Source organism: Mesorhizobium sp. RSR565B, assembly GCF_054719465.1.
Genome location: NZ_JBTTIE010000001.1, coordinates 1,333,798 through 1,346,924 on the forward strand (window position 1 = coordinate 1,333,798; position 13,127 = coordinate 1,346,924).

11 protein-coding genes are annotated in these 13,127 nt (G+C 63.2%); 4 read left to right on the forward strand and 7 right to left on the reverse strand.

The genetic code is table 11. The features are described from left to right. Nucleotides 1-117: 117 nt before the first annotated feature. From ACYG9R_RS06455 to proC, 3 genes are all read left to right on the forward strand, one after another. Nucleotides 118-1,116 carry a glycosyltransferase family 2 protein gene (locus tag ACYG9R_RS06455; protein WP_023692395.1) on the forward strand — a complete coding sequence of 333 codons (999 nt, stop codon included), beginning with the start codon at nucleotides 118-120 and terminating at the stop codon, nucleotides 1,114-1,116. Continuing rightward, nucleotides 1,085-2,404, forward strand: coding sequence for an O-antigen ligase family protein (locus ACYG9R_RS06460; RefSeq protein ID WP_023818681.1), 1,320 nt, complete (start codon nucleotides 1,085-1,087; stop codon nucleotides 2,402-2,404). The genes ACYG9R_RS06455 and ACYG9R_RS06460 overlap by 32 nt, the downstream gene beginning before the upstream one ends. Nucleotides 2,405-2,491: 87 nt before the next feature. After that, entirely contained in the window at nucleotides 2,492-3,307 is an 816-nt protein-coding gene (proC, locus tag ACYG9R_RS06465) for a pyrroline-5-carboxylate reductase (RefSeq protein ID WP_023701824.1), read from the forward strand. Nucleotides 3,308-3,329: 22 nt separating this feature from the next. On the opposite strand, the gene ACYG9R_RS06470 is transcribed toward proC, so the two are convergent. From ACYG9R_RS06470 to ACYG9R_RS06500, 7 genes are all read right to left on the reverse strand, one after another. Next, nucleotides 3,330-4,229 (reverse strand): MBL fold metallo-hydrolase, encoded by a 900-nt coding sequence (locus ACYG9R_RS06470; protein ID WP_023727778.1) that lies wholly within the window; start codon nucleotides 4,227-4,229, stop codon nucleotides 3,330-3,332. A gap of 275 nt (nucleotides 4,230-4,504) precedes the next feature. Beyond that, nucleotides 4,505-4,687, reverse strand: coding sequence for a type II toxin-antitoxin system VapC family toxin (locus ACYG9R_RS06475; RefSeq protein WP_280792065.1), 183 nt, complete (start codon nucleotides 4,685-4,687; stop codon nucleotides 4,505-4,507). 29 nt (nucleotides 4,688-4,716) lie between these two features. Next, entirely contained in the window at nucleotides 4,717-4,896 is a 180-nt protein-coding gene (locus tag ACYG9R_RS06480; RefSeq protein WP_245261319.1) for a type II toxin-antitoxin system VapC family toxin, read from the reverse strand. Continuing rightward, nucleotides 4,896-5,138 (reverse strand): type II toxin-antitoxin system VapB family antitoxin, encoded by a 243-nt coding sequence (locus ACYG9R_RS06485; protein ID WP_023669292.1) that lies wholly within the window; start codon nucleotides 5,136-5,138, stop codon nucleotides 4,896-4,898. The genes ACYG9R_RS06480 and ACYG9R_RS06485 overlap by 1 nt, the downstream gene beginning before the upstream one ends. Nucleotides 5,139-5,218: 80 nt before the next feature. After that, complete coding sequence (locus tag ACYG9R_RS06490; RefSeq protein ID WP_023692399.1) at nucleotides 5,219-6,532, reverse strand: NAD(P)H-dependent oxidoreductase; 1,314 nt, start codon at nucleotides 6,530-6,532, stop codon at nucleotides 5,219-5,221. A 153-nt stretch (nucleotides 6,533-6,685) separates the two neighbouring features. Then, entirely contained in the window at nucleotides 6,686-8,080 is a 1,395-nt protein-coding gene (locus ACYG9R_RS06495) for a multicopper oxidase family protein (protein ID WP_023750635.1), read from the reverse strand. Between the two features lie 183 nt (nucleotides 8,081-8,263). Next, complete coding sequence (locus tag ACYG9R_RS06500; RefSeq protein ID WP_023823678.1) at nucleotides 8,264-12,100, reverse strand: caspase family protein; 3,837 nt, start codon at nucleotides 12,098-12,100, stop codon at nucleotides 8,264-8,266. A gap of 243 nt (nucleotides 12,101-12,343) precedes the next feature. On the opposite strand from ACYG9R_RS06500, the gene ACYG9R_RS06505 reads away from it, so the two are divergent. Next, complete coding sequence (locus ACYG9R_RS06505; RefSeq protein ID WP_023823679.1) at nucleotides 12,344-13,117, forward strand: SDR family NAD(P)-dependent oxidoreductase; 774 nt, start codon at nucleotides 12,344-12,346, stop codon at nucleotides 13,115-13,117. Nucleotides 13,118-13,127: the final 10 nt, after the last annotated feature.

Sequence of the window (13,127 nt, forward strand, 5' to 3'; positions counted from 1 at the left end):
ACGCAACGCAACGGCTGAAAGGCGCGGACCGGCAGGCGCCGCTGCGAAAGGTGATTAACGAAACGTTATCGTCGCGGTGTTATCGAAAGCCAGATTCAAAACATGCGGCTGGAGTGGATGATCCCTTTGCCATCGGACGGTTCGGTATCGATTGCGGGACGCTCTCCGGGGCTCGCCGCAGAGACGATGGAAGCCGTCGTCACGCTGCCGACCTTCAAGCGGCCGCAACTGCTGCTCGAAACGCTGGCGTCGCTCAAGGCACAGCAAACCAGCCGGCGCTTCGCCGTCATCGTCATCGAAAACGAGGCCGAGGCGCGTGAGGGCGCCCAGGCGGCCGTGCCGCTGTTCGAACGCGACGATATGAAGGGCATGGTCATCATCGCGCATGAGCGGGGCAATTGCAGTGCCTACAATGCTGGCTGGCAGACGGCGATCCTGCATTTTCCGGATTTCCGCCATTTGCTGGTCATCGACGATGACGAGATCGCCGACGCGGACTGGCTGGAGCGCATGTGCAGGACGGCGGAGACGCTTGGCGCCGACATTGTCGGTGGCCCGCAAGTGCCGGTGTTTACCGATCCTGCTCACGCCAAATGGGCCGAGCACCCGGTGTTTGCGCCGCCCTATCGCCAGACCGGGCGCGTGGCCGCACTCTATTCCTCGGGCAACCTTCTGGTCGGGCGCAATGTGCTCACCATCATGGGGCCACCCTTCCTCGACCTGCGGTTCAACTTCATGGGCGGCGGCGATTCCGACTTCCTCAGCCGCTCGGCGCAGAAAGGTTTCGTGCTTGGCTGGTGCGCCGAGGCAAAGGTGCGCGAAGGCGTTCCGGCCCGGCGCGTCGAGGCTGACTGGATCCGCGCCCGATCCTTACGCAACGGTGTAATCTCGACGCTGGTCGAAAAGAAGAAGCGCGCCGGCACGCCATTCGCCGGCGCCAAGGTGTTTGCAAAAAGCCTGGCGCTGCTGATAGCCTCGCCCGTGCGCGGCGCAATCAAATTGGCGCGGACAGGATCGCTGTCGACGGCGCTTTACCCCGTCTATGTCTCGCTCGGCCGCGTGCTTGCCGAATTCGGATACGCCAATGAGCAATACAGGCAGCCTGAGAAGAACTGACGAGCTGCTGCTGGGCGGCATCGTCACCCGCGACGGCGTGGCGACGGCGATTGCCGCGCTGTTGTTTGCCGTCATCATCGTATCGTTCCGGCCGTTTCAGCCGGCAGGCGCGGAACTGACCGGCGACGGCGGCGACATCGTCAACCAGCTCGGCTTCAGTTCGCTCGGCGCCATTTCGACCTTCTCACTGCTGACGTTCGCCGACCCCAAGATGGTGCGCTCGCTGCTCAGCCCGTCCTGGATCCTGATGCTCGGCTTTTTCATGCTTTCGGTCATCAACGCGACCGACCCGTCCTCGGCCATGCGCGCGGCCTTCTTCACGCTGCTTGGCGTTCTGACGATAGCGACGGTCCTGGTGCTGCCGCGCGACGCCGACAGTTTTTCGAAAGTCATCATATTCTGCGCGATCGTCGTTATTGGCCTGTCCTATATCGGCCTCATCGTCTTTCCGCATGAGGCCCTGCATACGGCCGATTCGCAGGAGCCCGAACATGCCGGCCTGTGGCGTGGTGTGTTCGCCCACAAGAACATTGCCGGACCAATCATGGCCTGCTTCAGCTTCGCCGGCCTCTATCTCTTCCGGCGCGGCCAGAAATTCTGGGGCGTGGCGATCTTCGGCGCGGCGATGATCTTCATGCTGCACACCGGATCCAAGACGACGGCCGGCCTGGTGCCGTTCTCGATCCTGATCGTCGTGCTGCCGGGCCTGATCGGCATGCGGTTCGGCACGCCGATCCTGTTTGCACTGGCGATCATTGCGACGGCCATCGGTACCTTAGGCATCGTCTTCATCCCGCCGGTGAAAGAGCTGGCGGCCACCTATTTCCCCGACCTCACCTATACCGGGCGCACGACGCTGTGGGAGTTCTCCGGCGAGATGCTGGCGAAGAAGCCTTGGACCGGCTACGGCTATGAAAGCTTCTGGGGCACGCCGCTGCTGCTGAGCCAGGACCAGCCTTTCGACCGGGCCTGGGACATCCGGACCATCGTGCATGGCCATGACGGCTATCTCGACATTGCGGTGCTGATGGGCATTCCGGCGCTGTGCGTTGCCGTCTACACTTTCGTGATCGCGCCGCTGCGCGACTACATGCGCATCCCGCCGCGCAAGGAGAACATCTATCTCGGTGATTTCTTCATGATGGTGGTGCTGTTCACGGCGCTGAACGCGTTCCTGGAAAGCTTCTTCTTCCATCGCGGCGACCCGGTGTGGCTGTTCTTCGTGCTCGGCGTGCTTGGCTTGCGGCAAGTGTCGCTGCGGCCGATCGCGGTACGCCGGCGACCTTGACCGGCTGGCCTGATCCAGCACCCCTTGAGGGGCTTTCCCGTCTGCCCGCTAGCGTCTAAGGAGAACCCTTGTCTCGGAGGGCTCTCAATGACGATCAGGCTTGTTCTCGCCGGTTGCGGCAATATGGGTTACGCCATGCTTGCGGGCTGGCTGAAATCCGGCAAGCTTGCCCCGCAAGCCGTGTTCGTGGTCGAGCCCAATGCCGAATTGCGCAAGCGCGCCGAGCACCTCGGTTGCAGTGTCGCCGCGGGCGCGAACGGGATCCCCGCCGACGCAGAGCCCGACCTCGTCGTCATCGCCGTCAAGCCGCAGGTGATCCGCGACGTCACCGCCGCCTACAAGCGCTTCGGCGACGGCAGGACCACCTTCGTCAGCATCGCCGCGGGCACGCCGGTCGCCACCTTCGAGCACATACTCGGCCATCTCGCGCCTGTTATCCGCTGCATGCCCAACACGCCGGCCGCGATCGGCAAGGGCATGATGGTGGTCTATTCCAACCCGCTGGTGACCGACGACATCAGGCGTTTCGTTGCCGAGCTGCTGTCGGCGAGCGGTGTGGTGACGACGATCGACGACGAAGGCCTGATGGACGCGGTGACGGCGGTTTCGGGGTCCGGTCCGGCCTACATCTTCCATTTCATCGAGGCGCTTACGGTTGCAGCCGAGAAGGCCGGGCTGCCGACCGAGACCGCCAGGCTGCTTGCCATGCAGACCGTCTATGGCGCTGCTGCACTCGCTGCCGAAAGCGGCGAGGAGCCCGGCGTCCTGCGCCAGCAGGTGACCAGCCCCAACGGAACCACGGCAGCCGCCCTTGCCGTGCTGATGGGCGAAGACCGGCTGACGAAGCTGCTGACCGAGGCGGTGGAAGCCGCGCGGCTGCGGTCGGTGGAATTGGGGAAGTAGCCGAGACGCTCGCGGGGCCGTATCAGCCCCACTTCATCTCACCCTTGGCGACCTTTGCGCCCAGTTCCAGGGACGAGACGTCAAGAAGATCGGGATAGCGCCGCTTCATCGCTGCAATCAGCTCGACGCTGGATTTCGCTTTTTCGGCTTCCTTATTGAAAGCTTCGAGGTAGGCGCGGGTGAATTCCACGGCCGCCAGACCGTCCGGTGCACCGGCTACCTGATGGGACGGCACCACGATGTTGGGTTTGCGGGACGCGATTTCGTTGAGCGCGGCAATCCATTTCTTGCGGTCGTCTACGGTTGGCTCGTCGGCAACCCAGACATGTACGCCGGACGAGATCAGCACGCCGCCGAACACCGCTTCAAGGCTGGGCACCCAGAGATACCGCCGGTCTTTCAGATCGGCGACGGTGACGATCTCGATCTTGTTTCCTTCGACTTCAAGTGAGGTGATATCGGATGCCTCGGGAATGACGACATCCGCCAGGACCTTCGGTCCATTGTCCTTGAGCTGCGGGCCCCAGACATCCAGCTTGGCTTGCACATTGGCTTTGATGGCCGCCACCGTCGCAGCGGCCGCGATGATCTTGGCGCCGGGGAAAGCATCCGCGACGGGACGGAGGCCAAAATAATAGTCAGGGTCGCTGCAACTGACATAGATCGTCGTCAGGGTCTTGCCCGTCGCCTTGATCGCATCCGCGACCGCACGGCCATCCGACAGGGTAAATCCGCCGTCGAGGAGGATGGCTTCTTTTTCCCCGGTCAGCAGCACCGGCGTGCGGCGGAAACCATTCTCGTCAGCCTGAAAATAGGTCCATTCCAGCTTGGCGGCGGCCCTAGCTGCAAAAGCCAGAGGCTGAAGCATGGCAACCATGCCCGTTGCCAGAAGGGTTTTCATCGTCTCGCGTCTTGTCCAAATGGTTTGCAAGATTTCAATCCTCAATGGGGGTTCAACTGATCGTTCGGAGATTGGCATCTCGGCATCGTTTGAAAAACCCGGATCAAAGAGACAGACTGTATGAATGGATCATACAATGGCAGCCGATGGGTCTGCGCCGTCAGCACGAGCGCAATGATCAGGCGTGTTGCGCGAGCAGGTCAACAGCCCATGGCGCGAGCGCGGCAGCATTTGGCCTGCTGGGCGGGAGCGGCTGACGAAGCTGCTGGCCGAATCGTGGAACTGGGGCAGTAGGATCAGGCCAGATCGGTGTGGGAAAAGTCTTTCCCTTTGTAGAGCAAGGGCATCCCACGGCTTTTTGCCGAGGCATATGACAGGCAGTCAGCGAGATTGAGCTGAGCCGGGTGGCCGCGACCTTTGCCATAGTTCGAAAAAGCCTGGATCGCGAGCTTGGCATCACCTCTTTCGATCGGAACCACCTCGATCGCGGCTTCGCGCAGGAAGTCTCCTATTGCCCTTTCGGCGAGAGCGGCTCCACCACCAACTTCGACGAAAGCCGCATCGCCGCTTCGAGCACGACCAGCGGAGATGTTATCCGTATCGAGGCCTGCCCGATCCGGCGGCTCCAATCGGCGGCGTCTTCCTCTCCGGCGAGGACAGCGATCACCACCGAGGTGTCGATGAACATCAGGAATGTCCCCACATCTCGTCGATCTCATCCTTAGTCAAATCCCTGCCGCCGCTTCCCGCCTTGGCCTTCAGATCGTTCGATATGGCGGCCAGCCGCTCAGCCAGCGGAACTCGTTCACGTTCGCGCTGAAGCTCGGATTCGAGCGCCTCGATCACCGCCTCGGTCATTGAAATCTTTCGCTTTTCGGCAAGCTGCCGGGCGAGGTCACGGGCGCGCGGGTCTCTGATCTGGAGATTCATCCTGGAAGCCTCCGTTCGGTGCCACTACAACATAGGGAGTTGTCATGACAAGGCCAGCCCGACTGGCCTGTCATCCAATCTCAGCTCCCGTACAGCATCTCATCCTGCAGCTTGCGCAAAGCGAACAGCCTGGTCGTGCGGTCGGGTGTGGCGTTGTCGGTGGTGATGAGCTCGCCCTTCCTGACCGGCTTCAGCACCTTGCCGCCTTCGAGCAGGCCGACCGCGACGGCGCTGACGGCGCGGGCCTCTTCGACGGTCATTGTCCAGGAGCGGTAGCAGGTCTCACCGATGGCATCGAAGGTCTCGCCCATGGCGAGATCGCGCTTGGCGACCGCGCAGACCTCGGCCACCGGCTTCGGCAGCGGCACCATGTCGGGGCGGCCGTAGAGCATGATACGCGCTGCCGTCAGCGGCACTTCCAGCGAGGTCAGATGGTAGGGCCGGAAGAAGCTGTAATAGGGGCCGTGGCCGATATGCAGATCGTCCATGCGCTCGACGATGCGTGGATGCGTCGCCTCGACGATGACGAAGACGCCCGGCGCCACACCCTTGCCGATCGTGTAGTCGACAACACCCTTCTTCGACAGGATGCCGCCATCGGCGCGCGGTATCAGCACCTTGGCCAGCTGGTCGCGGTCGGCCTTAGGCCCGTGCATGCCCGGCACATCGGGCACCAGCCCGGTGGCGTTGGCGATGGCGCACATCTCGACCATGGTTTTCGAGCCGTCGACGAACTCGACCAGCATGCGCGGGTTCATGTTGCGGCGAAGGGCTTCCTCGCGATAGTCATCCGGAACGGCATCGTGGTTGAGCGGGTTGTTCTTGCCCTTGCCAGCCGAGACGATGGTGTAGCCGAGCGCGGAGGCAAACTCGATCAGCTCCATGCAGCTCGACGGCTCGTCGCCGGCCCCGACCGAATAGACGACGCCGAGCCGGTCTGCCTGCTGCTTGAGGTAGCAGCCGATCGTGACGTCGGCCTCGACATTCATCATCACCAGGTGCTTGCCGTGCTCCATCGCCTTCAAGTCGAAATCGGCGGCGACACCAGGCTTGCCGGTGGCGTCGATGACGACGTCGATCAGCGGATTGGTGACCAGCATCTCGTTCGAGGTAATGGCGATTTTGCCCGCCTCGATCGCCGCGGCGACTTTCGAGCCCGTGTCCGCCTCGACCGCCATCGCCTCATCGCCATAGGCGATGCGGATGGCGTCACGGGCGGTGTGCGGACGCCGCGTCGAGATGGCGCAGATCTCGATACCGGGCATCAGCATGCCTTGCGTGACCAGGTCGGTGCCCATTTCGCCGGAGCCGATGACGCCGATGCGCACCGGGCGTCCCTCGGCGGCGCGCCTGGCGAGATCGCGGGCCAGTCCGGTCAGGGCGACATTGGTCATGCAAGCGTGTCCACGGCTTCTTGATTTGCAGGCGGGAATAGCAGGGAACGGCCCCGCTTTGCCAACGAAACCGGCGAACACCGGCAATTTCTCCGACAACATGCCCGGCAGGTGAGGCCAATCCCGGTAGAGGCTGATTGACCCGCCTCGGCGTCAAACCACCCTGATATAGCTCGTCATGCCGGTTTTCTGATGTTCGATGATGTGGCAGTGCAGCAGCCAGTCGCCGGGATTGTCGGCGACGAAACCGAGCTGAACCTTCTCGTTGGGCTGCATGAGATAGGTGTCGGAGATGACCGGCTGAACCTGGCGTGTCGACGACGACAGCACCTTGAAGCTCATGCCGTGCAGATGCATCGGATGCGATTGCGGCGTCAAATTCTCCATGTCGATGACATAGTTTTTGCCGAGCTTCAGCTCGGCCAAAGGCGCGGTCGGGTCCAGCGTGTCGCCCGGCCACGGTACCTTGTTGATGGCCCAGAAGGAGTAGCCTAGCGTGCCGCATATGCTGTCGCTCGGCACGTTTTCCGCCGTGGCGCTGAGCGAGAGCGCGATGTGTTTTGCGCTGGCGAGATCCACCTCCGGCACCGGGTTGGCTTCCAGCGGTGCGAGGTCGCGCAGGTCGCGCTTAAGCGAGCTTCCGGTGGCGCGCAAGGTGGCGAGGACCTTGGGTTTGGTGCCCCTGATGTCGCCCAGGCTGACGATCGCGCCCTCCTGGTCAGGCATGCGGATGGCGAGCTCCATGCGCTGCCCCGGTCCGAGCAGCAAAGCATCGGGCGCAAAACGCTGCGGCACCGGATTGCCGTCCAGCGCGATGACCGCGGCCTGCCCACCCTCGACGCGAAAGGCGTAGATGCGGGTGACATCGGTGATGGCGACCCGCAGCCGCACCAACCCGCCGGCCGGCGCGTCGAATTGCGGCTGGTCGAGCCAGTTGGCGGTGCGCACCGTGCCATAGGTTCCGGTTTTTGCGGCATCGCGCGGCCGGAATTGCTGGATGAACTGCGCGTCGTCGCCGAGGCGCCAGTCGCGCAGGTTGACGACGGCTTCGGCGTCGAATTTTGGATCGTTGGGGTTCTCGACCACGATCACGCCGGTGAGGCCATGGCCCATCTGCTCCAGCGTGTTGCAATGCGGGTGATACCAGAACGTGCCGGCGTCGGGCGGCGCGAAGGCGTAGTCGAAATGATCGCCGGTATAGACGTAAGGCTGAACCAGGAAGGGAACACCGTCCATCTTGTTTGGAACGCGAATGCCGTGCCAATGGATGGTCGTCGGGTCGTCGATGGCGTTGACGAGACGCGCGGCAAAGGGCTCGCCTTTTTTCATCCGCAGTACAGGCGGCATGCCTGATTCACCATACGTCAGGACATCCCGGGTCTCGCCCGCATCCATGAACCTGGCCTGGATCTTTGCCGTCTTGAGCACCACCGGCTCAGGTGTGACAGCTGCCCAACCGCTGAGCCTGGTCATTGCTGCCAGCCCGACGCCGCCACCGCCGGCAACCGCAGCCGTTTTCAGAAGCCCGCGGCGGGTGAATAGGGTCATCTGGCGCTCCAACGGAATATGATTACCTGTCGTCCTGAATGACGGGTGGCGACCGGCGCACAAGCCGATACTGCCACATCGCATCTCTGTCATGCCATGGCGAGCCGGTGACATCTGCTTGCGCAACAGCGTGAACGCTGGGCGTGCCCACCATTCGCCCGCATCCGGGAGCGCGGGCTCGGATTAATGCAACTCGGCCAGCAACGCCTGTGCCTCGGCGAGGTTCTTTTCGGAACCGGCGGCGAGATCGTCCATCTTCTTGTCACGGAAGATGACGAGCGCGTCCTGGCATGCGGCGATCGCTTCCTGTGCCATCGCCTTGTCCTTGTGGGCGGCGCCCAGATCGACCAGCACGTCGCACAGGCTGTCCTGCGTGAAGGCGACAGCCGGCACCGAATTGATCTTCTTTTGCACCACGATCGCCTCGCGCAGGACCAACACCGCCTCCTCGAAATGCGCGACATTGTTTTCGGCGCGGCCGGCCATGGTCAAGGCATAGCCCATCTCGTTGCGCGCATTGGCCCAACGTTCGGGATCGCGGTCGCGACCGAGCTGCTCGGCAAGCGCCCGGTTGACGACAATCGCCTCCTCGTACAATTCAGCCGAAGGCTCGCGGGCCGCGATCATGCTCAGCGTCTGCGCGAGACTGGTCTGGTTGGTGATCCAGAGATCGGGATCGCGGGCGATCGTTCGCACCGTGGCGAGGTCGCGGTAGATCTGAGCGGCTCGTTTCAGCTTGCCGACATCGTTCGCCCAGTAACCAAGACTCGACAGCCCGCCGGCGAGATTGTTCTGATTGTTCTCCCAGACAGCCAGCGCATTCTCGCGCGTTACCACGCTGAGCGCTGCGTCATAGGCGGCAATCGCGCGGGTGAGCAACTCGACGTCCTTGCCGTCCGCGGCCATCAGCAAGGCATTGCCGATATCGCCCTTGGTGCGCGCCCATTGCATGCGGTCGGGAAAACCGTCGTAGATCCGCGCTGCCGTCTCGAAGCTCTCCACGGCCTTGGCGTAGAACGTGGCGTCGCCACCAATCCGGCCCTGGCTGTAGCGGGCAAAGCCGAGGTCGTAGTTGATATTGGCCCACTCCTCCGGGTCGGCGTCCTTGGAGTAGGCGGGGAGCGCGGCTTCCAGCATGTCGGCTGCTTGCGCCAGCAAGTCCAGGTTGGATGTATTGTCGCCCAGGATCGACAGGGTCTGGCCGAGCACGCGCCGCGTCTGGCCGATCTCCGTGACATCACCGCCTTTCGTCTGCCCGTCGAGCGCCGCCCGCAGCGCGTCGACCGATTGCTGCAGCAGTTGATCGTCAGAGGCCAGCTTGCCTGACATCATCAACGCGCAGCCGAGGCGGAATTCCGTCTTGGCCCAATTGACTGGGTCCTTGTCGCGGGTGCGAACCCTGAGCACCTGACCGTAGACATCGATCGCCTGCCGCAGGATCGAGATGTCCCCCGCGCGTTCGCCCCAGTTCGATAGCGTGCCTGCAAGGCTGTAACCAATCGAAGCGAACTCGCCCGGCGCGGCGGTTGCGGTATAGACCTCCCATGCCTGACGATACGCGGTCACCGCCTGCATGTAGTAATCGGTTCCCGTATCGAGATCGCCGAGCGTGTCGTTGACCGATCCCAGATTCTGCTGCAGCGAAGCCCAGTCAAGCGGCAGTTTCTCACGCGGATATTCGGACAGAGCGGCCTGGTACGCGGTGGCTGCCTGCATCAGCAGTTCCTTGTTCTTCTGCTTGGCGCCGAGGCGCTGCAAGGCGTTGCCGAGCGTCAGCTGGCCGTTGGCCCAGGTCGCCGCGGCGTGCTCGCGCGTCCAAACCGTAAGCGATGCCAGGGCGGCGTCGCGCGCCTGCTCAAGCGTGGCGACATCGCCGTTAATGGTTCCGATCGATTCCAGCGCCGTGCTCAGATTATTCTGGATTGTCGCCCATTGCGCCGGCGCGCGTTCCCTGGTCATTTCGCCGGTCGCCGCCTGATAGGCAGCAACCGCCTGCTGCATGGTCGCGATATCCTTTTCGCGCTCACCAAGGCGATAGAGCGCTGCCCCCAGATTGACCTGGCTCAGCGCCCAGTCGAGCGGTACGCGCTCCCTGCTGTATTCCGTCAATGCCGCACGATGCGCCTCGATCGCCGCGCGGAAACTGTCCGATGTGGTCTGGCGGTCGCCGATTTCGGACAGCACGATGCCGAGATTGTTCTGCGTCGCCGCCCATTCCAGCGGCAGTTTCTTCAACGACTGCACCTCGAGCGCCGAGCGGAAGGCCGCGACAGCCCGCTCCAGAAGCGCCGTCCCGTTCTCGCGCTGGCCGAGCCGCCAGTAGACCGTGCCCAGATTGCCATAGGTCGATGCCCAGTCGTCGGGGTAGGCGTCATGCGTATAGACGGTCAGCGCCTGCTCATAGGCGGCAGCTGCCTTGTCGAGGTTTTCGCGGCCGGCTTCCCGTTCGCCCAACGTAGCAAGCGTGGCGCCCATATTGTTCTGGGTGGCCGCCCAAAGCAGCGGCAACTTTTCGCGGGTGACATAGGTCAATGCCTGTTCATAGGCTGTCAGGGCCTGGGCGAGATACGCATTGTCGCCGGAGAAGTCCCCTTGTTCCGACAGAGCGTTGGCCTCTGCCGCCTTGTAGTAGAACGCGTCTTCGTCGCTCCATTTGGCAGCCTGCTCGAAGGCCTTGGCGTAATCCTGCGCCGCCTCCTTGAAGTTGAAGGAGATTTCATAAGTCCTGGCACTGCTGGCGAAGACCTTTGCGAATTCCAGCCGCTTTGCCTTCAGCTCGGCCTCGGCCTGGTCGACCGTAGACGAAAGTTCGCCGATGCGGGCCTTGGCCTGTTCGTTGAATTTCTGCGCCGCTTCGAGCGCGCCTTCCTGAACCGCCTGTTCGGCGAGTTTCGATAGCCTGGCAATTTCGGGGTCCGGGTTTTTCAAAGTCTCGCGTTCAGCCAACACGTGTTTCAGCCGTTCGGTCTGGCCACGCAGCAGCTTGTCGAGCTCAGCCGGATCCTTGGGTATGTCGACCCCGAGCGCCTTCAGCATGGCGTAGAGCCCATCCATCGGCACCTTGCCGTCACGCGATATGGTTTCGATCTGGCGGCGCTCCGGATCGGGTAGCGTCGAGATGGTCAGCAGGAGCTGGCGTCGCTCCCTGAGGATTTCGCCCTCATCACCTTTCGGCGCCTCGGCGGGGGTGCCGAAATAGAGCAGCCGGCGCAGGCTCTCATTGACCCAGGGCCGCTGCTGGCCGTTGGTCTTGAGATAGACCTCCTCGCCGATCATGCGCAGAACGGTGCCGAATTCCTCGCCGCCCACCGTGTCGATGTGGCGCAGGATCGCTGCCGCATAGGGGCTGTTGCCATCGGCCGGACCGTCCAGCGCAACCTTGCCGGGCTCGGCGGCAAAGGCGATGACCTGGCCGAGGCTGTCGTCGACCGAGCCCTTGGCCTCGGCGCCACCTTTCAGGGAAACCACGCCGCGCGTTTCGCCGAGACCGCCGGCGCCGATCGGCTTGCCTTCGTCGCCCGGCGCCAGCTTCAAGAGCGTGCCCGGCGGGAACGGATCGTTGCGGCAGGCGTCCAGCAGAACGATGGTGACCGGCACCTTGGCCTTCAGTTCGGCGACGATGGACGACAGCGGCACCAACTTTTCGCCGGCATTGTCGAGTGCCGAAATATCGGCATCGACAGGGACCAGATAATTCTCGCCGCCGGCTTCGATGCCGTGGCCGGAATAGTAGATGATGGCGACATCGGCGCCCTCGGCATCGTCGACGAAGCCTTCGAGATCGCGCCGCAATTTGCGTGTGTCGCGATTGGTGGCGACATTTGTCTCGAAGCCGAGCTTGTCGAACATCTCCTCGATGGCGCGGGCGTCGTTTTCCGGATTGGGCAGTTTGCCGACATGCTGGTAGTCGGACTGACCGATGATGAGCGCGACGCCTTTCAGCGCCTTCGGCTCTTCAGCCAAAGCGGGGACAAGCGCGCATAGGCACAGCAGCAGTGCCGCGGCAATTGCCGCGCACATGCGCCCTGTCGCACCTGCTGTTCGCCCAAAAAGCATCGTCTACCCCAAAACCCGGCGCTATTGTCCGCAACGGAGATGGCATCATGATGGCTGGCCCATGGCAAGTCCTTGGGCTAGCTGTGTTCTTGTCATGGGCGGATAGACACAGCGCCGGCTGGCTTTCAGCTTGCGACGGGATAGTGTTCGGCGCGGGGTGCCGGGTAAGACAATTCCGGCCTGATGGGCTTTCAAGGGAGGTTTGCGATGACAACGGACTACACGCCGAAATTCGATCTGGCCGGCAAGGTGGTGCTGGTTACCGGCGCCTCGCGTGGCATCGGCCGCGCCTGCGCACTGGCCTGCGCCGGCTCCGGCGCCGACATGATCGTCGGCGTGCGCAGCAAGGCCGACGGGGCTGAGCTTGTCGCCGAGATCGAGCGTATCGGCCGACGTGCCCTTGCCGTGCATATGGATGCGACCGATCTTGCGACGGTGCGGGCTGGTGTCGCGGAGGCGCATGCCGCTTTCGGCCGCATCGACGTCCTGGTCAACAATGTCGGGCTCGGGCCGGAGAACCTTGCCGAGAACGTCACCGAGGCAGATTTCGACCTGACGGTGAACGTCAACCTCAAGGGCACATTCTTCACCACCCAGGCGGTCGCGAAGCTGATGATTGCGCAGAAAGGTGGGCGCATCATCAACATCAGCTCGCAGGCCGGCACAGTGACGCTGAAGGGCGAAGCGATCTACTGCATGACCAAGGCGGCGATAAACCATCTGACCCGCTGCCTGGCCGCGGAGTGGGCGCAGCACAAAATAGCCGTCAACAGCGTGGCGCCGACCTTCATCTGGACCGACGGCACGCGGCCTTCGCTGGCCGAGCCGGAGTTCCACGCGCATGTGCTGGGCCACATCCCGCTCGGCCGCATCGGCGACCCGATCGACGTCGCGGGAACCGTGGTGTTCCTGGCGTCGCCGGCGGCATCGCTGATCACCGGGGCGAATACATTGGTGGATGGCGGGTGGTCGGTGGCTTGAAGCGACCGAC